Annotated in this window: 16 protein-coding genes; 7 read left to right on the top strand and 9 right to left on the bottom strand. The window is 63.1% G+C overall.

The features are described 5' to 3' along the window. Positions 1–223: 223 nt before the first annotated feature. The 3 genes from VT84_RS20270 to VT84_RS20260 all read left to right on the top strand — a co-directional run bounded on the left by VT84_RS20270 (position 224) and on the right by VT84_RS20260 (position 4,278). Positions 224–1,318 carry a DUF1559 domain-containing protein gene (locus VT84_RS20270; protein ID WP_052555189.1) on the top strand — a complete coding sequence of 365 codons (1,095 nt, stop codon included), beginning with the start codon at positions 224–226 and terminating at the stop codon, positions 1,316–1,318. A 76-nt stretch (positions 1,319–1,394) separates the two neighbouring features. Continuing rightward, positions 1,395–1,766, top strand: a complete 372-nt coding sequence (locus tag VT84_RS20265) for a hypothetical protein (RefSeq protein ID WP_052555186.1) — start codon at positions 1,395–1,397, stop codon at positions 1,764–1,766. 280 nt (positions 1,767–2,046) lie between these two features. Further along, positions 2,047–4,278, top strand: a complete 2,232-nt coding sequence (locus VT84_RS20260; RefSeq protein ID WP_082840782.1) for a heavy metal translocating P-type ATPase — start codon at positions 2,047–2,049, stop codon at positions 4,276–4,278. Positions 4,279–4,290: 12 nt separating this feature from the next. On the opposite strand, the gene pstC is transcribed toward VT84_RS20260, so the two are convergent. The 4 genes from pstC to VT84_RS20240 form a co-directional block, all read right to left on the bottom strand. Further along, positions 4,291–6,135, bottom strand: a complete 1,845-nt coding sequence (gene pstC, locus VT84_RS20255; RefSeq protein WP_082840781.1) for a phosphate ABC transporter permease subunit PstC — start codon at positions 6,133–6,135, stop codon at positions 4,291–4,293. A gap of 89 nt (positions 6,136–6,224) precedes the next feature. Further along, positions 6,225–7,292, bottom strand: coding sequence for a phosphate ABC transporter substrate-binding protein PstS (gene pstS / locus VT84_RS20250; RefSeq protein ID WP_082840780.1), 1,068 nt, complete (start codon positions 7,290–7,292; stop codon positions 6,225–6,227). 299 nt (positions 7,293–7,591) lie between these two features. Then, positions 7,592–9,028, bottom strand: coding sequence for a NupC/NupG family nucleoside CNT transporter (locus VT84_RS20245; RefSeq protein WP_082840779.1), 1,437 nt, complete (start codon positions 9,026–9,028; stop codon positions 7,592–7,594). An 82-nt stretch (positions 9,029–9,110) separates the two neighbouring features. Next, positions 9,111–12,233, bottom strand: a complete 3,123-nt coding sequence (locus tag VT84_RS20240; protein ID WP_082840778.1) for a c-type cytochrome — start codon at positions 12,231–12,233, stop codon at positions 9,111–9,113. 124 nt (positions 12,234–12,357) lie between these two features. Here VT84_RS20240 and VT84_RS20235 point away from each other — a divergent pair, with 124 nt between their 5' ends. Further along, positions 12,358–13,539, top strand: coding sequence for a M24 family metallopeptidase (locus VT84_RS20235; RefSeq protein ID WP_082840777.1), 1,182 nt, complete (start codon positions 12,358–12,360; stop codon positions 13,537–13,539). Here the strand turns inward: VT84_RS20235 and rarD are convergent. From rarD to VT84_RS20215, 4 genes are all read right to left on the bottom strand, one after another. After that, complete coding sequence (rarD, locus tag VT84_RS20230) at positions 13,493–14,482, bottom strand: EamA family transporter RarD (RefSeq protein WP_082840776.1); 990 nt, start codon at positions 14,480–14,482, stop codon at positions 13,493–13,495. The two genes, VT84_RS20235 and rarD, sit on opposite strands and share 47 nt — an antisense overlap. Before the next feature lie 136 nt (positions 14,483–14,618). Further along, on the bottom strand, positions 14,619–15,728 hold the full coding sequence (locus VT84_RS20225; protein WP_082840775.1) for an aromatic ring-hydroxylating oxygenase subunit alpha: 1,110 nt from the start codon (positions 15,726–15,728) through the stop codon (positions 14,619–14,621). An 80-nt stretch (positions 15,729–15,808) separates the two neighbouring features. Then, positions 15,809–16,945: a C45 family autoproteolytic acyltransferase/hydolase gene (locus tag VT84_RS20220; RefSeq protein WP_082840774.1), complete on the bottom strand. Its 1,137-nt coding sequence runs from the start codon at positions 16,943–16,945 to the stop codon at positions 15,809–15,811. Positions 16,946–17,059: 114 nt separating this feature from the next. Next, on the bottom strand, positions 17,060–18,904 hold the full coding sequence (locus tag VT84_RS20215; RefSeq protein ID WP_082840773.1) for an ABC transporter permease subunit: 1,845 nt from the start codon (positions 18,902–18,904) through the stop codon (positions 17,060–17,062). 101 nt (positions 18,905–19,005) lie between these two features. Between VT84_RS20215 and VT84_RS20210 the strand changes: the two genes are divergently transcribed. Continuing rightward, on the top strand, positions 19,006–20,409 hold the full coding sequence (locus VT84_RS20210) for a sulfatase-like hydrolase/transferase (protein ID WP_082840772.1): 1,404 nt from the start codon (positions 19,006–19,008) through the stop codon (positions 20,407–20,409). Positions 20,410–20,733: 324 nt separating this feature from the next. Here the strand turns inward: VT84_RS20210 and VT84_RS40155 are convergent, their stop codons facing one another. Further along, complete coding sequence (locus VT84_RS40155; protein ID WP_174266024.1) at positions 20,734–20,907, bottom strand: hypothetical protein; 174 nt, start codon at positions 20,905–20,907, stop codon at positions 20,734–20,736. Between the two features lie 148 nt (positions 20,908–21,055). Here VT84_RS40155 and VT84_RS20205 point away from each other — a divergent pair, with 148 nt between their 5' ends. Both VT84_RS20205 and VT84_RS20200 read left to right on the top strand, forming a co-directional pair. Next, complete coding sequence (locus tag VT84_RS20205) at positions 21,056–22,456, top strand: undecaprenyl-phosphate glucose phosphotransferase (RefSeq protein ID WP_082840771.1); 1,401 nt, start codon at positions 21,056–21,058, stop codon at positions 22,454–22,456. 121 nt (positions 22,457–22,577) lie between these two features. Further along, a complete protein-coding gene (locus VT84_RS20200) occupies positions 22,578–24,191 on the top strand; it encodes a DUF1559 domain-containing protein (protein ID WP_052555159.1) in 1,614 nt (537 codons plus the stop codon).

The following is a 24,191-nucleotide window of genomic DNA, read 5'->3' as shown; positions in this document are numbered from 1 at the left end:
GTACCGGGCACTGTCTCGCGTGCAGTGCCTTGTGCAATACAAATTGACTCTACTCTGATTGCACACGTTCGTGACGTCAATTCTACGCCGTAACTTCATACATTCAGACATACACTTTCTCGACCCCGCTATTAGGCTAATCTGGGCTGCACAACCAACTATTTGAGCTGCTCCGGGTCGTTTGCGGCCCGCGTCCCTATTTCCGAACACCCGAGGTCAGTACATGACTCCTCCCGCGAGTCGCCGGTCGGCATTTACGCTGATTGAACTGCTGGTTGTGATCGCCATCATCGCCATCCTCATCGGCTTGCTCTTGCCCGCGGTTCAGAAGGTGCGCGAGGCCGCCGCGCGGATGACCTGCTCGAACAACCTTAAGCAGATGGGGTTGGCAATCCACAACTACGAGAGCTCTTACGGGAAGATGCCGTCGGTCGGTCAGTGCGAATCGGGTAACAGCACCACGTACACCGTCCACGGGTGGTCGGTGCTCATTCTGCCGTACATCGAGCAGAATAACGTCTATCAGTTGTTCGACACGAACTACAACCACTACGCGGACAGCAACTACCGTAACGCCACCCTTCACGCGACCGCGTCCCGCGGCCGCGCCTACGATGACCCCGCGTTCCCGTCCGGGTTCACCGCCGCCCAGACCAAGATCAAGACCTACGTGTGCCCGAGCACGCCGATCGGCAACGAGGGCCGCGACCCAGTCAACCAGCTCGGCGGGATCGACTACATGGCGGCCGCGCTGAGCGACATTATCACTAACTCCGCCAACGGTACCCTCGGTACCCGGGGCGGCGTCGCTGACCGCGTTTACGGGGCGATGAACTGTGAGGGGCGCACGATCATCGGCATCCCGGACGGCTCGTCGAACACGTTCTTGCTTCTGGAAGACGCCGGTCGCGCGCACCCGTCGGTGAGTACGTTCGGTGCGGGTAGCACCCGGTTCTCGGCCATGAACAGCCCGGCCAATCCCCTGACACTGCCGGCCAGTGGTGCCCGCCGCGTGTTCGCGTGGGCCGACCCGGACGCCGCAACGAACGGCGTGTCCGGACCGAGCCTCGCGGCCGGCGACAAGACTGCCAAGATTAACAACTACGCCAACCCGATTGGCGGCGGCACCGCCGCCACAGGGTGCCCGTGGTCGACGAACAACTGCGGGCCGAACGACGAGCCGTTCAGCTTCCACACGGGCGGCATCAACGTGGTGATGGCCGACGGGAGCGTTCGCTTCGTTCGCGACTCGATCAACTACGCTACGTTGAAGTTCACCGTTGGTGCGGACGACGGCCAAATCGTGAACCTCGACTGACCCATTCAGACAGTTTCGCACGGGCCGGCCGCTTGCCGGCCCGTCTTCGTTTCCGCACGCCAATTGGAGCTCGAATATGCGTTCCCGAATCGCGGCCGTATGCGTTTTCTTCGCCGCCGTGCTCACCGGCTGCTCGTCCACACCGCCCCAAAAGTCCGAACCGGTCGACGTGACCCTCGTCGTTCTCCTGCCGGACGGACAACCGGGGAAGGGCTTAAATCTTCTCGCGCTGCCCACGAGCGCGAACCAGAACCAGGGCGGGGGGCGCACCGACGCGAAGGGTCAGGTCGCCGCGAAACTCAACCCGGGCAAATACACGTTCGCCATCGAGGGGGCGCCAGCCGCGCTTCAGGCCGTGCCCAAGAAGTATCAGCAGAACGACTTGGCGAACGAGTTCGAGGTGCCGAAGAGCGGCCCCGCAACGATCGAGTTGAAGCTCGCTAATTAAGCCGGGGCTGGTGTAAGCGTAAGCAAACGCTCCGGTCCGGCCCGGTCGCCGATCGGCCCAGTCTTCTGTGACTATCGACGTTGCGAGTGGAGGGAAGACTGACGCGGACATCGATCTGAAGTGATCTCCGCTCCGGCCGGTGGTCCGGTTGTTCGCCCTCACTCGGACGACTGGCTGTCTTTTTCATTGTGTTTTCTTGTCATTGACTCGTTCGCCCGGGTAGGATCGGGACACGAGCGGCGCCCGTCGCTCACACTTCCCAACGCCCGCGTGATCTCCGATGGACAACGAAACGCCACCGACCGGGGCACTTGCCCCGGCACTCTGGGGTTGCCGTGCGTGCCGTGTAAGCACCAGCGAGCGGTCCGGCGACTGTCCGAACTGTGGGGCCGCACTCGAACGCAGCGCGTTGCCCGCGGAACCGGACCTCTCCACCCGGGAGCGGCGCACCCTCACTCGCCTACTGTGGTTGGGCTTCGTGCTCGGGGTGCCACTTGTGGCCCTCGGGGTATTCAACGCAATTAGCCCGGGAAGGCCGGTATCCGCGGCGCTGGGTGAGCGCGAGTTCCTACTCCTCCAAGCGGGTTTGTGTACCCCGCTAGTGTTTGTGTGTGCCGCACCGATCTTTCGGCGCGCGTGGCGATCGATCCGAACCCGCCAACTCACCCTCGATACTCTTCTGGGACTAAGCACCGGGGCCGCGTTCGTCTACAGCTCAGTTGCCGTTGTGTACGCCTGGTCCGGCGCACAACCGCTGCAAGCGAGACCAAACACCACAGAACTCCGCCCCGAACTGGAGGGCGGAGTTCAAGCTGTTGCCCCGACTCAGCACGGAACGGTCGATCCGTTCTTCGAGAGTACGGGGATGATCGTTCTTCTCGCGCTCGTGGCTCGGGCGTTAGAGCTACGCGCCCGTGACCGTGCGACGGCCGCGCTCCAGCAACTCACTCCACTGGCATCGAGAACCGCCCGGCTCCTACTCCCCGACGGAGCCGAAGAGGAACGGGACGTCCAACTCGTGCGCCCGGGTGATCTCGTGCGGGTCCGTGCCCACGAGCGCGTCCCCGTGGACGGTGTCATCCGGGAAGGGATCTCCACGATCGACGAATCGATGCTCACGGGCGAGTCGACGCGCGCGGAGCGGGGACCGGGCGGGCACGTGCTCGCCGGGAGCGAAAACGGCCTGCGCCCGCTCACCGTTGAGGCCACCCGTGCCGGTCACGATACGGTCCTCGATCAGGTTTTGGGGCTAATCGGCCGGGCGCAACAGCGCCATGCTGCGTTCCAGCGCGCAACGGACCGGCTCGTGGCGTGGTACGTCCCGACCGTGCTCGGAGTCGCCTTCATCACGTTCGTCGGGTGGGCCAGTTTCGGCCCCGCGGGTGCGGCTCTGACCTACGCGACCGTCTGTGCGGTCGGTGTGCTCGTTGTGGCGTGTCCGTGTGCGGCGGGGCTGGCGGGTTCCGTGGCCGTTGTGCTCGGCATGCGCCGGGCCACGCGCGCCGGGGTTCTGTTCCGCGACGCCGCGGCGCTGGAGCGGCTCGGCGCCGTCGACACCGTGGTGTTCGATAAGACGGGAACGCTGACCGAGGGCAAACCGCGCTTGGTCGAAGTCGTTCCGAACATCGGTCTCTCGGCGGGTCAGGTTCTGGGACTTGCGGCCGCGGTCGAGCGCGGGACCGAGCACCCGTTGGGACTGGCAATCGTTTGGGAGGCCGTGAACCGCAAGCTCGAACTGGTTCCGGCCGCGGACGTGGTGGGCGTGCTTGGGAAGGGCGTTCGCGGGTCCGTCGCCGGGGAGCAAGTGTCGGTCGGGCGGCTCGGGTTCATCCAGGAGTCCGGTGCCCACAGCGATCTGATGCTCGGCGAGGCCGGGACGCACCGCCAGCGCGGGCACGTCGTCGTGTTCGTGGGCGCGGGGCGGCGGTGCGCGGGGCTGATCGTTTTCGCCGACTCACTCCGCCCCAGTGCTGTCGAGGCCGTTGAGAACCTTCGGGCCGCCGGAATGAGGCTGTTATTGGTCACCGGGGACCACGCCGAAACCGCGGACGGAGTTGCCCAAACGATGGGACTGGAGGAAGTTGTGGCGGACGCGCTCCCGGTCGAGAAGTTCGCCATCGTACAGAAACTGAAAGGCGAGGGGCGCGTGGTGGCGATGTGTGGCGACGGGATCAATGATGCTCCAGCCCTCGTCGCTGCGGACGTAGGAGTAACACTCGCGAGCGGCGCGCGAACCGCGATTAGTACCGCCGGTGTGACTCTGGTGCGCTCGGACCTTCGCGCACTCGGGACCGCGCGGGAGCTGAGCCGGGCAACAGTACGAACGATCCGCAGGAACCTGATCCTCGCGTTCGCTTTTAATGTGTTCGCGATCCCGATCGCGGCAGGCGTGTTGGTTCCGGTCGGTGGTGGACTCATCAACTCCGTTTGGAGCACCGCGGCGATGAGTATCGGCACCATCGCGGTGCTGGCGAATTCGATGCGGCTCGCACTTTATCCCGTTGGCAAATGACCGGTACGGTCCTCAATCGGCTCGCGCCGCGGCCACGACCCGTTTGCCCGACAGCATCCGCACGCCGATGTTGAGGAGCATCACGACCGTCACGAGTACAAATGCCGCGGTCCACGCGAGCTGGATCTCCGGCGACCCCGGCGCGTACTTCGCGAAATCGTAGATGTAGAACGGGAGGAACGGGGTCGAATCCGACGGGGTCCGGGGCATGTACTGCGACCCGCCCGCGGTCAGAATGAGCGGCGCCGTTTCACCCGCGATGCGCCCGACCGCGAGGAACACCCCGGTGACGATTGCCGGAAGTGCGGCCGGGAGGAGCACCTTCACTACCGTCTGCCACCGGCTCGCGCCGAGCGCGTAACTCGCTTCCCGCAAACTGTTCGGTACCAGCCGCAGCGCTTCTTCCGTGGCCCGGATCACGACCGGGAGCATCATCACGCCCAGCGCGAATGCCCCGGCCCAACCGGAGAACTGGCCGCGCGAGGTGTTCATCCACACCGGGTACACGAACATCGCGTATCCGAAGATCCCGATCACGATCGACGGCACCGCGCCGAGCGTTTCGGCCACGAACCGGAGCGGCGCGACGAGTCGGTTGTTCCGGTACTCGGCGAGAAACACCGCGGCCAGCACGCCCACCGGCACCGCGAACGCGGTCGCGAGCCCCACGAGGATGCAGCTCCCGTAAAGTGCGTGGGCGAGTCCGCGTCCGGAACTATCATTGGGCAACTTCGTGAAGAAGTCCCAGCTCACGCCCCCGGCCCCGCGCACGGTGATGTACCCGAGGATCAGGAACAGCGGGATCACGGTCAGTAACTGACACAGCGCCAGCACCCCTCGCATGACACGGTCCGAGCGCTGGGCCTTCGCGCGGCTGGCGGTGAGTTCTTCCGCGGTGCGAGCCGGTTGCCCGATTTGGCCCTCGGCCAGTTCGATCGACCGGTTGCGGTGGGCGTGGGGCTTCGACATCCACCGGACCACGATTCGGGCCGAAAAATTCATCACGAGTGTGATGCCCAGAAGCAGTAACCCGAGGGCGACGAGTGCCCCTTGTTTAACACCGGGTGGGGCTTCAAACAGTTCCTTGGCGATTACGCTGGGGATCGTGTCGCCGGTCCCGTTCAGCCGGAAATCGAGGTACTGCGAGTTGGCAATCACCATTGTGACGGCCATCGTTTCCCCGATCGCGCGCCCGAGTGCGAGGAAGCACGCGGCAATCACACCGGGACGGGCGTAGGGCAGCACGACGCGCCAGATCGTTTGCCACCGCGTTGAACCGAGAGCGAGCGAACCCTCGCGCTGCGACCGCGGGACCGCCTGCATAACGTCGAAGCTGACCGCGGTGATGTACGGCAGGATCATGACCGACAGCACCAGCCCGGCTGCCAGAATCCCCTGGCCGGACGCGACGTTCGGTAAACCCAGCGCATCGAAGAACGGCGCGAGCCCTTGTTTCGCCAAGAACTCGCGGCCCCAGAACCCGTATACGACGCTCGGAATCGCCGCGAGGAGTTCAAGGAGGAACGCGCACACCTTCCGTACCCGCGGCGGTGCCAGTTCCGAAAGGTAAGCGGCGGCGCCGACCCCGAGCGGTACCGCGATCAGCATCGCGATCAGAGACGTGACGACCGTGCCATAGATGAACACCAGCGCCCCGTACTCGTTGCCGTCCGGGAACCACTTGGTGCTCGTGAGCAGCCGGTACTTGCCCGGTTCGGACAGTACCGGCCACGCCTTGTACACGAGAACGGCGATCAGCGCCGCGGCGACCGAGAGCACGAACCCGCCGGCGGACTGACACAGCCAGCGGAACACGAAGTCGCCGCGGGACGGTGGGTGCGATTGGTGTGCGGTCATGTGGGCTTTGCTCGGGGTCCGGACTTGCAGCCGAAGGGCGCCGGGGCGAAGTTCACCCCGGGCGAATGGTGAGCGGGGACGTCGGCCGGTTACTCAAACGTCACTTGGCCGAGCTTCTCCTGGATCTTCTTGCTCAACTCTTCGGGGAGCGGGGCGTAATCCATGTCCTTGGCGAACTTCTGCCCGTCGGTCGTCGCCCACTTCAGGAAGTCGACGATGGTCGGCCCGGTGTCTTTGGGCAGCTTGGCGAACAGGATCGCGTAGCTGATCCCGGAGATCGGGTACGACTTCGCGCCCGCGGTGTCGGTCAGCGAGTACGTGAGGTCGTGCAGCGAGTACGGCTCCTTGTCCGGCTTCGACTTGATCGCCTCGGCCGCCGCCGCGGTCACACCGTCGGCCTCTGCACCGACCCACTCGCCGGCCTTGTTTTTCAGCTTCGCGGTCGGCAGTTCGTTCTTCCGGGCGAACAGCAACTCGACGTACCCGATGGTGCCCGCGTTGCCCTTAACGAACCCGGCCACGCCGTCGTTGCCCTCTTGCCCGACGACGCCCTGGACCCAGTCCGGTTTGGTGCTCGCCTTAATCTTGCCGCCGCTGGTCTTCGAGAGGTATTCGGAGAAGATGTTCGAGGTTCCGCTCTTTTCGGCCCGTGCGACCACCACGATGTCCTTGTCCGGGAGCGACAGGCCGGGGTTCAGGTCGGCGATCCGCTTGGCGTTCCACTTCTGCACGCTCGGGTCGCGGCGGTAGATGTCGGCCAGCACGTCTCCAGTCAGTTTCAATTCTTTTCCGCTAATTTCCGGCACGTTGTAGACCACCGCGACCGCGCCCATCGTCAGCGGGATGTGGACCACGTCGCCGCCCTTTTCCTTTGCGGTGGCGAGTTGCTCTTTCGTTAGCGGGGCGTCCGAGCACCCGAAGTCCTTGGTCTTTGCGGTCATCTGCTCGACACCGTACCCCGACCCCTTCGAGACGTAGTCGATCTCGACGTTCTTGGCCGTTTTGTACTCGCCCGACCACTTTTGCATGATCGGGTTCACGAACGTGGCGCCGCCGCCACTGACCCGTTGAGCCGGTTGCCCGCCACCGCACCCGCCGCACCCGCTAAAGAAAGGAAGCGCGAACACCAACACGGCGAAGGCAAAGTACCGGGACATCAGGTATCTCCGTGGGGACGGATCGGGGCCAGTGTGCGCACAACTTATCGTTGCCGGCACCTGCGAACAGCCCGGGTTTCGTGAAGGTTTCGTGTAGCTCGCGGGCTATGCTCGAACACTCGATCCACCAACACGTTGCCTCTCGCTTAGAGTTAGTTCCAGGGCTGATTTGCTGCAAAGGAACACTTGCTCGACGGCCAACGGCGTGATTTTCGCGCGTACCTCCATAGTCCGACGGGCGTGCTCTGCGCGCTAACAACGGTTAGCGCCAGCGAGTCAGGTTTCGGCCATTTTGTGTCTCAACTTGTGCTCATCAGCATTCCGGCGACGGCCGCGTTGATGAGCGTCGCGAGGAAGCCGATGAACAGCGCCTTCATCCCCAGCTTTGCGAGATCGGCCCGGCGCCCCGGGGCCATCGCGCCGATCCCGCCGAGCTGAATACCCACCGACGCGAAGTTGGCGAACCCCGTCAGCGCGTATACGGCCAGGATCTTTGATCGCGGTGAGAGTTCTGCGTATTGGCCCGAGTTCGGTAGCTTCCCGGCCAGCGTTAAGTACGCGACGTGTTCGTTCGCGGCGAGTTTGATACCGAGCAGCGCCCCCACTTTGTCGCACTCACTTGGATCGATGCCGAGCAGGAACGCGACCGGCGCAAACACCCAACCGAAGATTTTCTCGAGAGTGAGTCCGGTGTAAATTCCGCCGAGGATGATGTCGAACAGTGCGATGAACGCGATGAACGCGATGAGCATCGCGGCCACGTTCATCGCGAGGGCCAGACCGTCTTTCACCCCGACGGCGGCAGCGTCGATCGCGTTCACGTAGTGTGTTTCGACGGTGATCGGCGCCGCGCCCGCAGTCACTGGCGTACTCGATTCCGGGTACACCAGTTTCGTGAGGTACAGACTGCACGGGCACGCCATCACGCAGGTGCAGAGAATCGAAACCGGATCGGCACCGTACACGGAAATGTAGATCGCCATCATTCCGCCGGAGATGTGTGCCATCCCGCTCGCCATCAGCGCGAGTAGTTCGGATCGCGTCATGCGCGGGATGAACGGTTTCACGATCAGCGGCGCTTCGGTCTGGCCCATGAACACGTTTGCCGAAACCGACAGGGTTTCAGCACCGCTCGTACCCATCAGGTACATCATGACTCGCGCCATCGCCCTCACGAAGAGCTGAAGCACCCCGAGGTAGTACAGCACGCTGAAGAGCGACGAGATGAAGATGATCGGCGGGAGTGCCTTGAACGCGAAGCAGAACAAGAAATCCTTTTCCCCAAACACGTTCCTCATGTGATCGGGGCGGGCGAGGTTGCCGAACACGAACTCCGCTCCCTTGTCGGATGCGGTAATGAGGGCGTTGATCCCGACTCCGACGGCTTTGAACACCTCGCGGACGGCTTCCGAATGAATGACCGCGACGGCCAGTGCGAACTGTAACCCGATGCCCCACAGGAGCGTCTTGCGACTAACCGATTGCAGGCTGTTCGAGAAGAGTGCCGCGAGGCCGAGGAAACACAGTACACCGCAACCCGCTTGAACGCGGTACGCGATCTCGGGTTGGTTCGCCACTGCGTTCCGACCGACGTAAGCGAGCGCGCCAATTAGCAGGATCGCTCCCAGGATCGCGAGCCGCCACGTTTTCGGTGTTGGGGGAAGGGCGATTTCGGGTGGAGCGGTATTGGCGTCCGAATCAGCGGTGGTTGTTGAGCCCGGCGCAGGCGCGATCATGAGTATAACCTGAAGTGAAACGGCGACCCCGCCGGGGTCGCCGCAGAACAGACTACGTGCGCGGGGAGAGGAGTGCTACTGCTTATCGCCCAAACAGTTCCTTTAAAATCGTATCGTCGTCCTTCGGGAGTGCCCACAGGTTCAGCGCGAATCTCACGATCTTCTCGTCCTTCTCACTGGGGAGCTCTAACACTGCGAGCCACCCGCCGTTCTTGGTCGGCACGAAGCGCCACGAACTCCCATCCGGCGCGCCGGCAGCATCAACGAGTGTAGCCCGACCGTCCGCAGAGAGGATCACGCGGGCCGTTGCGGGAGCGGTCACTTTTTCGGCCTTCAGGTCGAGCGTGATCGCCTTTCCGGTTGCGTCGTAGAGGCGCGGACTTGTGTTGGTTACCCCTGCAAGGAACCACGCCTGGGAACCGCCCGGAATCACCAACTCGAACTTGCGACCGAGTCCCGTGGCCACCGATCCCTTGAGCGGTACCGGCGTTTCGGCCACGGCGAGTTCCGGTTGCCCTTTCAGCGTCTCGTCAAGCCGGTAACGGAACGTCGGTTTGCCGTCTTTATCGAGGCTGTAGCCATCGAACTTCACCGCCATTGGGCCGTCGTAGATACGGGCCGGTTCGAGCGGCATGGGCAATCCGAACGCGGGGTTGTTCGCGCGAGCGAGAAAATCCGGCGGTGCTGTACCGATTTTCGTTAGCCCCCACGGATGGCCGGGTGGGGCGGCCCAGAACTTCTGGCCGAGCAGTTTTGCCGGGTTACCCCCGCGATTCGCCCACACCGGGGACGCATCAAGGAAGTTCCCGCCCCACGCATACGCGGTGCGGCACTGGTCCGCGCTGAACGCGACCGACACGTAACCCGGGTACCCCACCGCGACAGCCTTACTGCCCGCGTCCGGCATGAACGTGCGGAGCACTTCCGGCCGATCCTTGACCGCGACCACCACGCCCCGCGGGGGTTCGAGGCCGTCCGGCAGCGGCAGATCCGGCCCGAGTGCGAGATACGCCCACATTGCTTCACCCTGCAAGTGCGGGCTGGCGTTAAGCATCGTTGTGAGCGTGGATTTGCCGTCCACGAACGCTTGCGGCATCCGAGTTCCCGGCGCCATCCGGAGGGGCTGGCTGAGCCAGCGCTCGTACCACTCGTAGCGCACGCGCTGGTCGATCGTGGCGAGGTTCGGGCCGCGCGTCCCGGTGTTCGTGTACCCGCCGATGTCGTGACACGAAATACACCCCAGCCCGCCTTTGCCGATGATTTCGCGCCCGGCCGCGACCTTGGCCGCGGTGCGTTCGACGACGTGAACCTTGTCGTCCGGTACCGTGCCTTCGAGCGCTGCGACCGCTTCGGGTAGGAACCCGACGTTCGGCTCGCCGTACTGCGGCATGCGGAGCTGCATCCACGGCCGAGCCCGGCCGCTTTGAGTGAGAACCGCTTTCAGCCAACTCGTTCGCGTTTTATGACCGACGCCGGTGAGCATCGGCGGGCGCACATCGTCCGCGTTCTCGGCCTTTTCAAGCTGACGCATCTGATCGGCGAGTTCGGTCGGAATCCCGCCCTCTCCGTCGCGCTGGTGGCAGTTGAGGCAGTTGAATCTGCGGAGCGCAACCCGTGCCTGGAATGCAGGGGCCGGCGCGCCGTCGCCCTCAAGACCGGCCCGGACGAACGCCGCAATGTCCTCGCGTTCTTTCGGGTCGAGTTTGTAGGCGGGCGCTTTTGTCGCATTGGGCTTTTCGGCGAGGCAGCCCTTCGCGCTCGCTTTTTTGATCTGATCGAGTGCGGGCACCGCATCTGTTTGCAGCGGCTGGATCGGCTTGCCGTTTTGCTCGATGCTGTGGCAGTTCACGCAGCCCTTCGTGAGCGCGAGTTGTGCGCCCAGTTCAACCCACTGGGCTTGCGGTTTGAGTCGTGCGAACCGCTTCTGCTCTTCGGCGGTGAGCTTTGGAAATACGGTCGGAAGAAGGACGATGGGTGTGGACTCGGGTTCGGGCATCTCGGGCGTCACGTTTTCGTCCGGCACGCGGCACAAGTACCGCGCGAGGTCGATAGCCTCGCCCGCGTTGAGGTTCATGTTCGGCATGCGCCCGTGCGGGTTCGTTTTCAGCGGGTTCACAAGGTACGCCGCCAGTGCTTCCGGGCGCGTCTTGCTGCCCAATCCGCCGAGACTGTATTTGGGAGTGGGGCCACTCAGCGTTCCGAGGCCGTATACGAAATCGATCGGGGCGAGTGGCTCTTTCTCTTCGTCGTCGTCTTTTTTCTTCTTGGGGAGCGGGTCCGAGTGGCAGGCCGCGCAACCGGCCACGCTGTACAACACGCGCCCGCGGTCCATGCTCTGTTTGATTTGGTCCGAAGGGATGGTCGGCAGCTTGTAAACGTCGAGCGGTTTCCCCGCGAGCGAGATCAGGTATTGCGTGACGGCGAAGCGCTCCGCGGCACCGGTGGCGTCCTTGCTGAAGGTCTTCGGCATCGTCGTGTGTGTGCGGAGCTTCGTGGGGTCTTCGAGCCAAGTGTAGATCCACCCCGGGTATGCGCGATTGGCGATTTCGGTCAGGTTCGGTCCTGTGTGCTCGACAAGTCCCCGGGCCATCTTGTCGTCGGCACTCGGGCGGTGGCACTTCACGCACCCGAGTTCCTCGAACTTGAAGCGCCCATGTTCGAGTGCCGCGTCGGACGTGAAGTGCTTGGGCCGGTCTTTCGCCAGGTGACCGAGGAACTGGTTCGGGAGCGGTTCTTTAATGAACCCGGCTCCCTGCCAGAACAGTTCGACGCGGGCCGTTGGTTCGTTTCCGCGCACGAACCGCGCTTCAAACGTTTGAACCCCGCCTTCCAGGTTCACGACGTCTTCGGTAGTTCCTTGCGGACCGGCGGAAGCGACTTGCTTCCCGCCTACTTTCACCGTTAGGGCGCCCCCGCGAACCAGGGCCGAAAACGTGTACTTCCCCGTGCGCGTGATGTTGATGTATCCGGTCCACTCCGTGACCGCAGTGACCCCCAATTTGGGGTGAGCGGATTCGCCCGCGTTGAGTGCGAACGCGACCGTCGGTTCGAGTCGAGTAACGGCCGCGGCCTTCGTTCCCGGGGCGTTCGCGGGGGAACTGAACGTGGCGACGAGTCCGGGTTTCAGGTCCGCGGGTTCGATCCCGCGGGCGGATTGCGCAGGGAGGAACGCGGCGAGCGCGAGGAGGAGCTGACGGTATCGCATTGGGTGGCGAGTGCGGGTCTGGGAGGGCCGGGGAGTAGTTGATTATCCCGATGCCGGTGGCGGTCGCAAGGGGAAACGCTAGGTTAGCCGCGACTCAACGCAGTGCGCCAGGAGCCACGATACCATGTTCGATTTATCCGCCGTTCAGTCCGCGATCCGCGAAGCCGGTTTTGATGGCTGGCTGCTGTACGATTTCCGCGGGCTGAACGTCCTCGCCCAGCGCGTCGCGGGCGTCGGTCCCAAGTTGTCGCGCCGGTGGTTTTACTTCGTCCCCGCGACCGGCGAGCCCAAGAAGCTCGTTCACGCCATCGAGCCGAGTTCGCTCGACCACCTGCCCGGCGCGAACAAGACCGTGTACCGCAAGTGGCAGGATCTCGAAGCCGGGGTCGGGGCACTCGTAAGCGGGGCGAAGCTCGTCGCGATGGAGTACAGCGAACGCAACGCGAACCCCTACATCGGGCGAGTCGACGCGGGCACCATCGAACTCGTGAAGTCGTTCGGCTGCACGGTCGCGGCGTCGGGGGATCTGATCCAACAGTTCGAGGCCGTTTGGGACGACGATCAGGAGAAATCGCACTTCGAGGCCGCGAAGCTGTGCCGCGAAGCCTACGACGTCGCGTTCAATTTCATCGCGAGTGAAATTAAGGCGAAGGGCGGCGTGCTGGAAACGGCGGTTCAGGCCCGCATCATGAAGCACTTCGCGGACAACGGCATGACGACGTACAGCCCGCCGATCGTGGGCGTCGGGCCGCACAGCGGCGATCCGCACTTCGATACGGCCCCCGAGACAGACGTCCCGATCCAGCGCGGCTCGTGGGTGCTGATCGACCTGTGGGCGAAGATGAACCGCCCGCGCTCGGTGTACGCGGACTACACCCGCACCGCGTATGTGGGTGAGACGGTGCCGGAGCAGTACACGAAAATCTTCAACATCGTGGCCGCGGCACGGGACGCGGGGATCAAGAAAGTGAAGGACACCTTCGCGAGCGGGAAGCCGCTCCTGGGCTGGGAAGTGGACAACGCGACCCGGGCCGTGATCGAAAGCGCCGGGTACGGGGAGTTCTACACGCACCGTACCGGGCACAACATCGGCCAGGAAGTTCACGGCAACGGGGCGCACATCGACGGGCTCGAAACGCGTGAGGACCGGCGCATCATTCCGCGGACTTGCTTCAGCATCGAACCGGGGATCTATCTCCCCGAGTTCGGCGTGCGGAGCGAGGTGGATGTGTACATCGACAAGGACGGCAAGGTACACGTCACCGGCGGGGAACCGCAGACGGAAGTACACCGAATTTTGGTGTAACAGTCATCGCGGGGGAACCGCGAAGCGGGTCGCGTCGGCGCTTTTGTCGGACTTGCAGTACCGCGTCCACGATGAAGATGCCGATGGCGGCCCACACGCACGCGAACGCGGCGATGTTTTCCGGGGTGAGCCGGTGCTTCTCGCCGAGCCAGAAGATCGCGATCAGCATTTGCGCGGTCGGTGAGAGGAACTGAATGAAGCTGACCGCGAGGAGCGGCAGCCGGCGGAGCGAAAGAGTGTAGGTGAGCAGCGGGACCACGGTCACGATACCGCTGAACGCGATAAGAGCGTTCAGCCCCCAATCATTCGCGGACATGTGGTTTTCACCGCGAACCGAGAGGTAAATCAGGAACCCGAGTGATACCGGGAGCATCAGGAGCGTTTCGATCGTTAAGCCCGTCATGCTTTCGACGGGGGCTTGCTTCCGCATCAGCCCGTAAACGCCGAACGTGATCGGCAGCGCGACCGCGATCCACGGTAAATAGCCCACCGCGACGCACGGGATCGCGACACCAACGAGGACGAGCGCGAGGGCAGGGTAGTGCGCGGGGCGGAGGCGCTCTTTGAGATAGACCGTGGCGAACGCCGCGTTCACGAGCGGGAGGATGTAATACCCGAGGCTCGCATCAACCACGCGCCCGGTCACGGTCGCGTAGATGTAAATGAGCCAGTTGAGCGCGAGGAACAGCGCGGACCCGAGGAGTGTAAGAACCAACTTTCGCGAGCGCAGGACGCGAAAGACATCACTCCAGCCAGCGGCCAACATCGTCAGCAGGAACATGATCGGCAGCGACCACGCGATCCGATGCGCGAGGATTTCCCAGGCGGGTACCCCGAATTTCGCGAGCGCGGCGAAGTACAGCGGCACCATTCCCCACCACAGGTACGCGACCAGGCCGTAAGCCAAGCCGGACCGAAACTGGGCCGCATTCGGGTCGGACACCGAAAACCTCCGTATGTGGCGGCCAACTGGTGCCAGTCGGCGCCCAAAGTGGCGAACGGTCGGCACGAGCCGACCGTGTGGGCGATTCCTATCTGATGGGCGAATCGACAGTGTGCTGCCCGTACTCAGAGCCTGCTTATACCGGTGGGCTGCTGTGTTGTTGCAGCACGCGCCCCAATTTCGTGTGAAAGTGATGGGCACCGTTCTCGCGCTTCACACTGAACCGCCCGGTCTTGAAACTGCGGCTGTGCAGGTTCCGCTGGACCTCTTCGCACACGCCGATGTCTTCGATCTGTACCTGCTCCGCGACCTCGATACTTTGCCGTTTGAAATCGTCCGGCAGTGATTCGGCAAAGTAGAAGTCGAAAACCACGCGGCACCGATCCACACCGAGTGGCAGAACCAAATTGGTATCTAGCACACCCTCGTAAGAATTCAGCATGAAGTTCGGATACAGCCACCAGTAAGCCGCGTCGCCGGTTCGCGTGCGACCCGCGTCACCGTCCGCGGGTTTGGTCGGGGCACTTTGCAGGACCGCGTTCCTGTCGCAGGTGCTGCGATATTTTGTGTAATCGAGCGATCCCGCCAACGCCGGGTGTACCGTGTTCACGTGGTAGCCGCCGTCGAGATAGTTGTCGGCATACACCTTCCAGTTACACGCGAGGTCGTAACTCTTCCGCGCGTACCATTTCAGTCCACTAAATACCTGCTGCGATTCGGCCCATGCGGTTAACGGACCCAGGAACTCCATCAACGGTTCGCGCGGTTCCGTGAGATGGACCCAGACGAACGCCCCCCACTCCTCAACAGCAATGGGTGGAAGGCCATTGTCCTCGCGGCGAAAGTTTTGAACGCCATCAAATTCTGGCACGCCGCGGAGATTTCCACTCAGGTCGTAGGTCCAGCCGTGGTAGTGGCACCGGAGTTTTGTCGTTGTACCGCACTCGTCGGTGCAAAGCCGAGCGGCTCGGTGTCGGCACACGTTGAAGAACGCGCGCAACACACCGTCTTCTCCTCGAACCACGAGCACCGGTTCGCCCGCAATGTCCGCTGTGAGAAACTGCCCCGGTTTCGCGACCCGCTCCCGTAAACCCACCATCTGCCAACTGCGTGCGAACACGAGGTCACGTTCGAGGGCGTACACTTCCGGCGACGTGTACCAAGTGTTTGGGATCGTGCTCCCGCGCTCCAGTGGCACGTCGGGATCGAATGCCGCGAGCAGACTGTGAAGTGTACCGGTCGGCATGGGGCACCTTACGAGAGGTGTCGATCACAGAGGCACAGGGCCGAAACTCCGTGCCTCTGGATTGTGCGATCTGATTTCAATCACTTTTCGTCAAAGATCTTGCCCAGTTCCAACTTCGTTGGAGGGAGCTTTGTTGCGGGACCGGTGCCGTAGGCGAGGTGAAGGACGCGGTCGGCCGGCTCGAACACCATGCACTGGAGCGTGTGCGTCCCCTGTTGCACCTTGGCCAGTTCCGTGAACACATCCTTCACACCCAACTTCGGTGCGTCCTTCTTTTGAAGGGGCAGAAGCGCGTCGTACCGCTCACACTTGTTGTCCACACACAATTTTTCGCTGCGGAAGTGATTCGTGCAGCAGCACACGCCGTTCTCGTGGGTGCGAACTTCCAGGTTCTTCGGTGTCATCTCGAACACCGCGCCGCCGGTCTTGTCGCAGATCGTCATGCAACAGGTCGAGGTGCGGGGCATGTTCCTAAGGAGCTTTTCGGCCTCGGCAACTGTCCCGCACTCTTCCAACACGCGACGGAAGCTCAGGAGCAGCGGCGTACCCTTCCAGTTGAATTCCGGGGTGTCTTTGCTCTGTTTAATGCTGATTTCGTTGATCGTGACGCACAACCCCGCGTCGTTCATGCCGCTAATCACGCCCTCGATCGGGGCGACCGTAACCGCAGCGAACGCGCGCTTGCCCTCGCCCTTGTAGACGACGACGAGCGTGTGTTCGGTGATCCCCTTCGTGGGTACCCAATCGAAGTTGCGGCCGAAGATCGGCGAACCGGTTTTGCTCCGGTCCTTTTCCACGATGACCGTCGAGCACCCCATCCCACTCGTGAGGTCCGCGACGGTGTTTGCGAACAGCAGGAACCCTTCCGTGCGCCCGGACGCCTTCGCGACCGCTTCGAGTTCGGTCACGATGTGCGGAGGGAAACTCTGCTTGAGTCGCTTCGCCATGATCTCGATGAACGGGTACTTTTTCGTTTGACCCGCGTCTTCGAGAAACTGTGCGTGAAGCTTAGTGAGATCCGGCGCGTTCGCGACCGCGAGCTTACCGAACTGTTCGCCCATCTCCGTCGGTTTTCCCTTCACGACGAGGACCGGTACCTTCTCCACAAACTTCAGCTCACCCGCACCGTGCTTCGCGGCCGGGAACGATTTCGGCTCCTCCGCTCGTGCGACGGGGACGATGGCAATGAATAGCGCGGAGAGCAGGAATCGCTTCATACCGAGTTCCTCTACGAAATGACTCAAATCGTGACACGGCCCGAAGGCTGTGCCACCAGAGTAGGATAATCTCCGTCACATCCGGTGCCGAGAGCGAATTGCGCGACCCGAAACTCAGCTCTCGTTCGGTTGAGCGGTGCGCCCGAGCGACACGTCGAAGTCGGTCACGAGCGGGAACAGCATCGAGAAGATGGCGAACCCGAACGCGGCCCCGAGCATGAGGAATGGGATGAGCGGGTCGCCCGATTCGTCCGTGCCCGGCTTCCCACCGATCAGGACGTTCACCACGCAGTAGAACATGGCGAGCGGGCACATCACACTCGCGATCGTGAGCGCGGTGGCCGGCCGATCCGCACTGAGCACGTAGAGCAGCCCGCCGATGCCGAGAATGAGGAACGAGATGAAGCTGAACCACTGGTTGCCGAAGCTGCCCCCGTTGATGACGATCAGGTAGATGCTGATGAGCGTGCCGACCGAGAGGAAGAAGACCGTTCCCAGTGTGTGCGCGATTGCGAGCCGGCTCTGCACGATGCGGAGCGAGACGTGCAAACCGAGCGTAACCGCGAACCCGAACAACACGATCAGCGCGCCGCACACTGCGACGAGCGGGCCGAGGTTCGTGGCGAGCGCTTCGCCTGTGGGTGTTCCCGGTGGTGTCCGCGTGAGCGCCCCGCGGATCGCGTAGAAGGCCGCGAGTAATAGTGGCGGAATGATGTACTCTTTCGTGTTGTAAAGCACACCAAGGAGCTTGCCGAAGACGAACTCTTTCGGCGAAACGTCGGTCACCAGCAGAACGTCGAGCGCACCACCGTCGCGCTCGGATGTGATTGAGGTGACGGCCTGCGCCGCAACGAGCAGGAGGCTCAGCACGGCAACAGGAACGAGTCCATAAGCGGCGGCGAAACTGGGGCGCCCGCCGGGGCGGTTCAGTTCACCCACGGCGAAGTACAGGATGAGCGCGAGCACGATCCCGAACGCGAACTTCACGAGCAGTGGGCGCCGACCGTAAGCGAGCGTGCGGGTTTCGCGCCACAGGATCGGGTTGGGCCACACCTGTCGGACCTCGCCCGGGGCCGCGTGTGCTTTTGCCCGCTTCTCGGCCGCGATTGCCACGTCCGATTCGAGGTCTTCGACTTCCGCCGCGCCCTCGCGCTGCATGATCGGTTCGCCACTCGGGTTCCACTTCCGCAGTTTCCAGATTCCCACGCCGTTCATCGCGGCGCACAGCACGAACATTACCACCAAGAACCCGTAAGCGGGGGCAATTCCCTGCCAGCCGTCGGTCGGCGGTTCGAGCACCGACTGCATCGCGATAAACGGGTCGAGCCACGCTTGCGCGCTGGCCCAATCCACGTCGCTCGAAACGAGCGGGCCGACCGACGTGACCCCCTGGGTGACGCAGACGTACAGGACGAGGAACAGCACCGAAAGGGCGAGTGCCTGATAGGTCTTCTCGCGCCACAGTGCGATCAACCCGCCGAGCGAACCGGCCGCAATCGCCGACGAGAACAGAACCAGAACCGCTTGAAGTACCTGCTCGGGACTGATGCCGCCGAGTAACAGCAGCATGGACAAAACGGGCGCGCTCACGAATAGCAGGATCAGAATCGGCAACAGCGCACCGACGAGTTTTCCGAGCACGATTTCGTAATCGCGCATATCCGTGAGCAGGAGCAGCACGAACGTCCGGCGGTCTTTTTCCTGCGAAACCGCGCTGGCGGCCGAGAGGGTTGCGAAGAACAGCGTGAGGAGCAACTGGACGAACGCGACGATCTGGAACAGGAGCAATCCGACGTTCGCAGCTTCACCGAGTGTCGCGTCGCGTGCGAACCCGATTGTGGCCTGCCAGGTGGTGATACCCAGAATCCCGAGCAACCCGACGAGCGCCATGCGCTGGGCATAGTGGACGCTGCGGCGCGGCACGGTCACGAGTTCCCGCGAAAAGATCGGACCGAGCACGCTGAACCTCCCGTCCTGATACGGACCCCGCTAGCTTATCATCAAAGACCACAGAGAATAGTCTTCGCGAACCTACTCGCACCCGGAAGAATCCGTCTCGTATGAAAGTCATCTTCTTCGCACTGAACGGGTGCCCGGCCAGTTGGCTGGGCGCTTACGGTAACGATTGGGTCGGCACCCCGCACCTCGACCGCCTCGCGTCCGAAGCCGTCACGTTCGACCGGCACATCAGTGACTGCCCCGAACCGACCGCCGCGCGCCGGGCGTGGCTGGGGGCAGGTTGTGGCTCGAACCCCTCCCCAACCCCTCCCCTAAACGGAGAGGGGCTTAAAACCAGCGAGATCGGCGTGGCGCCGGCTACGTTTGGTTCTGTTCCCCCTTCATTCTTAGGGAAGGGGGTTAGGGGGTTAGGTTCTGCTCCCCGAACCATTCTCATTCGCGCGAATCACCCCGATACGGACGCTCCCGACTGGTTCTACGCCGGCTGGGACGAAGTGTTCGACGCCCGACCGCAAGCGACCGATGATTCCCCGCTCGAAGCGTTGCTCCGCACGTTCCCCGCGATCCTCGACCGACTCGCGGACGTTCCCGATTTCCTGCTCTGGGTCGAGACCGATCGACTCATCCCACCGTGGGACGTGCAGCAGGACGTGTTTGAAGCGTACTTGGAAGACGCGGGAGAACTGGAACCCGAGGAGAATCCGGACCGCGAAATTGAGGACGAGCCAGACGACACGGACGAATTTGACGGTGAGGCTGAAGCCGCTGAACGCGAAGCGGAGGATATTGAGGAACCAGACGTGAAGGTCGAAGCTGATCTTCAGCCGTTGCCCGAGGAGGAACCGGTAACGCCGTTCGCGGACCCACCCACCGGACCATTCGACCGGGGCGATCTCGACGCCTGGGACTGGCTGCACCGCACATTCGCAGCCGTCGTGACGAAACTCGACGCTGAACTCGGTGGCCTTTTCGAGCACCTGCGCGAGCGCGGGCTGGACCAATCCGCAGCGTGGGTCGTGACATCGGATTACGGTCACCCGCTCGGCGAACACGGGCAGATCGGGTTGCACCGCCCCTGGCTTCATGAAGAATTCGTCCACCTGCCTCTTATCATGCGCCTCCCCCAAGGGAAACAAGCCGGGCGCCGTGTGTTGGGCTTCACGCAACCGCCGGACGTGTGCCACACCCTTCACGCACTCTTCGGGACTACTCCACCTATCAACTCGAACGGTTTCAGCCTTCTCCCGCTCGCGCACGGCGAAGCGGAATCATCGCGCACCTTCGTCTGCACGAAACTCGAACTCGGTGACGCGGCCGAAATTGCCATTCGCACGGAAGATTCGGCCCTGTTGGTGCCGGTCCGCGTGCCCGAAGGTGATGCTCCGCGCGAGCCGCTGCTGTACGAGAAGCCCGATGATCGCTGGGAGGTCAACGACATCCGCGCGCGAAACATCGACCGGGCCGACGAACTCGAAGCGAAATTGCGCGCGGAACTGCAGAAATGAAAAGCCATAAGGCAAGAAGGATGGGGAATAACCACCCCGCCTCCCTGACACAAGATTTAGCACAAGCCCCCTGCAACTGCGGGCCGCGGTGTTGAGCCAAGACGACCGGCTCCCCCGGTTCTTCGCACTACTGCCGGGACGCCCGTTCCTCAAACGAGACACGCTCAGCCACGAATCAGAGAATGCCACGGCGCAAACCCCGGCGTGACCTCGTTGGGTTCTCGTTGTTGTGTAATTCCACCCCGCGCGTTGACACGCACGGGTGTGCCCCATACCTGCTCACTTTCACACGTTAAACGGCCCCGTCGGTGAGCGAAATCTCTGTTATTTCTCTTCCTTCTCGGCTTCCTTCTTCACGTAGTCCTTGAACGCGGCCATGTTGTAGCTGATGAACAGAAATGCGTGGTGCAGCGCCTGATACGTCTCGTCTTCGGGATCGTCGGCGTAATCCTTACGCAGCGCATAAAGCTTCGCGAGCAACTGATCGGAGTTCGGCACGGGTCGGTCCTCGGGCACTGGAACTGAGCGCGGCGGTCGCGCGGTGTCGATGGGAATTCTACCCATCTTGACGCGGCGCGGCGCGGGTGCTACCGTTTCGGACCGCGCGCCAAGATGGCGCCGCAGAATGGAAGGGCAGGGGCGCCCGATGGTTCGCCGCGTCAGTCAGTCGCTCGTCGCTTGGTTCTTCGTGTGGGACGTCGTCCTCACCGCGGGAACGTGGCTCGCCGCATACTCGGTGCGGTTCTACTCCGGACTGTTCACCGCACATCGGGGCGTCCCGGAATTCACTCTGTACCTGCGAACGCTCCCGCTCATTATGCTCGTGGCGGGGATCGCGTACCGGTTCGCGGGGATGTACGAAGTCCACAGACTGCGCCGGTTTCGCGAGGAGCTCGCGGCGGCGGCACGCGGCGTCGGGCTGATGGCTCTGCTCGTGATGGCGACCAGCTTCGCCCGGCAAGCACAGTACGAGTCCCGCGGCGCGATGGTGATGTTCGCCGTGGGCACCCTCTGTTCCCTGCTCATCGCCCGGCGCATCAGTTGGACCGGGATGCGCCGGTTGCGCGCACGCGGGGTGAACCAGAGTCACGCACTCATCGTCGGGACGGGCCGGCTCGCGCGGCGCACGGTCCGCACGCTGCGCGCGGTGAACTGGTCCGGCATTCAACCCGTGGGGTATGTCGAGGACGAAGGGCACCGCGGTTCCGGGGCCGATTTGCCGCTCCTCGGCTCGCTCGCGGAACTGCCGCAACTTGTCGAGAAACACCACATCGAACACGTTTTCGTCGCGCTCCCGCTGAACCGCTACGCGGACGCGCGCCGGGTGTTCACGGCCCTGTCGCAGACGGTCGTGGACGTGCAACTGATTGCCGATCTTCCCGCCGTGGCGGGGATGACGTTCACCACGACGCAGATCCACGGCATGACGGTGGTCGGGCTGCGCGAGAACCCGCACCACGGGCTGAACGTGATCGTGAAACGCGCGATGGACATCGTGCTCGCGCTCATCGCAATCGTGTTGACCGGGCCACTCATGGCGCTGATCGCGGCCCTCGTCAAACTCACCAGTCCCGGTCCGGTTCTCTATCGGCAAGAGCGGTGCGGTCTGAACGGGCGCTCGTTCATGATGATGAAGTTCCGTTCGCTGCGAGTGGATGCGGAAGCCAACGGTCCGCAAATGACCGCGAAGAACGATCCGCGGCGCACGCGCCTGGGGGCCGTGCTGCGGGCCACGAACATGGACGAGCTCCCGCAATTCTTTAACGTGCTGTGGGGTGACATGAGCATCGTCGGCCCGCGCCCGGAGCGCCCGGTGTTCGTGCGGCAGTTCGCGAAGTCGATCCCCAACTACAACGCCCGCCACGCGGTGAAGGCCGGTATCACCGGGTGGGCACAGGTGAACGGCTGGCGCGGCAACTCGTCGCTCCGCAAGCGCGTCCAGTTCGACCTCTACTACATCAGCCACTGGAACCCACTTTTCGATCTGCGGATCGTGTTCCTCACGGTCTGGCGCATGCTCTTTTCAAAGCAGAAGCACGCATATTGATGAAATGACTCCGGTGTGAAGACGTGATAAAGCCCGTTGGTGGGTGTTGGCCCCGGCGCGCGCTTCGCGGTATTATCTCTGGGACCGGCGGCCCCGCACGTCTCGCTCTCGGAGTTCCCTTATGCGCACCCGTCTCGCGTTGTTTGTGCCGCTCTTGCTTGTTTCGGCCACGGCACCCCCGGCGATCTCACAGCCGCCTGCCCAGGTTGCGAAACCAGAGGCACTCGCAGGGGTTCCCACCGACTCGTTCGCGTTCTTCACGGTGAACGTCGGGAAATTGTGGGACAACCCCGACTTCAAGCCGCTCCGCGACTGGTTCGTCGCACAAAAGTCCGGCCCCACGGAAGACGCGATCGGCGTGCCGATGGGCGACATCGAGCGCCTGACGGTGTTCGTACCGGCCCTGATGCGCGATCCGGAACCTTTGCTGCTCGTCACGACGAAGAAGCCGTACAACGAAGCGAAATTAATCAAACTCTTGAACGGCGAACGCGAATCGCGAGCGCACAGCAACGTCATTCGCACCAAGGGCGGCGCGTTCTCGCTGATCGTGTTGGCTGATGACCGCACCGTGCTGTACGTCCCCGAACGCGGTCAATTCACACTCGCCGGGCTGGTCGGCCAGCTCGTTGCGAAAAAGACGGACGGCCCGCTGGCGGTCGCACTGGCCGACGCCGCGAAGCACGACATCGCGTTCGCACTCGACGCCCGCCCGCTCGCTGAGTTCGCGCGAGCCTCTGAGATCAGAGAACTGGCACCCTATGTTTCCCTCCTCAAAGCACGCACGGTGACGTTCGCGGCGGATTTCGACAAGACCGCGCGAGGCGCGTTGAAGATCACGTTCCCCAACGAGGCGAGCGCGCAACGCGCGGCACCTGTCCTCAAGGAGGGGGTGAGTGAGATCACGGACGCAGCCGAGAAGGGGCTTGCGAGCCGCAAGGAGAAAGAGGACTCGGCCGAACACGCGCTGCTCGGAGTGTTTATCGCGGTCCTGAAAGCGGCAAAGATCGAGGCCAACGGGGTTGATGTCTTCGCGACCGCCGACCTGCCCTACCAGGACGCAATCGCGAAGATCGCCACGGCGCTGCCCAAGTCCTACGCGGCCGCCGCAAACAGCGCACGCGGGCTCAACAACCTCAAGCAACTCGCGCTCGGGATGTACAACTACGAAAGCGCGTTGGGATTCTTCCCGAGTGACGTGTATCCGTTCGGCGATAAACCGCCCGCGTGGAGCTGGCGCGTCCAAATCCTCCCGTACATCGAGCAGGACAATTTGTATAAGGTGCTCGACCTCACGAAATCCTGGGACGATCCCGCCAACCTGAAGAAGCTCGAAGCGATGGAGATGCCGAAGGTGTTCGAGATCCCGGGGCGCCCGGCCCCGAAGGGGCACACGTACTTCCGCATCTTCACTCTTCCAAAGGGCGCGAAGGGGACCGATCGCCCGTTGCTCACGGAAGGACAAAAGGGGCCGCGAGTTACTGAGATCACCGACGGTACGAGCAACACGTTCATGATCGTCGAAGCCGGTGAAGCGGTGCCGTGGTACAAGCCGGACGTGCTCGCGTTCGACGGCAAGATCCCGTTCCCGCAACTCGGCGACAAGGACGCGGACAAGTTCATCGCTGCGATGGGTGACGGGAGCGTTCGTATCCTCCGGCCGAGCAAGGTCGGGGAACAAACGCTCCGCTCACTCGTCACGATTCAGGGCGGCGAAGTCATCAACCTGCCGTAA

This window comes from Gemmata sp. SH-PL17 (assembly GCF_001610855.1).
GTDB lineage: Bacteria > Planctomycetota > Planctomycetia > Gemmatales > Gemmataceae > Gemmata > Gemmata massiliana.
The sequence above is the reverse complement of the archived record's forward strand: the minus strand, read 5'-3'. Positions and strand labels throughout refer to the sequence as shown.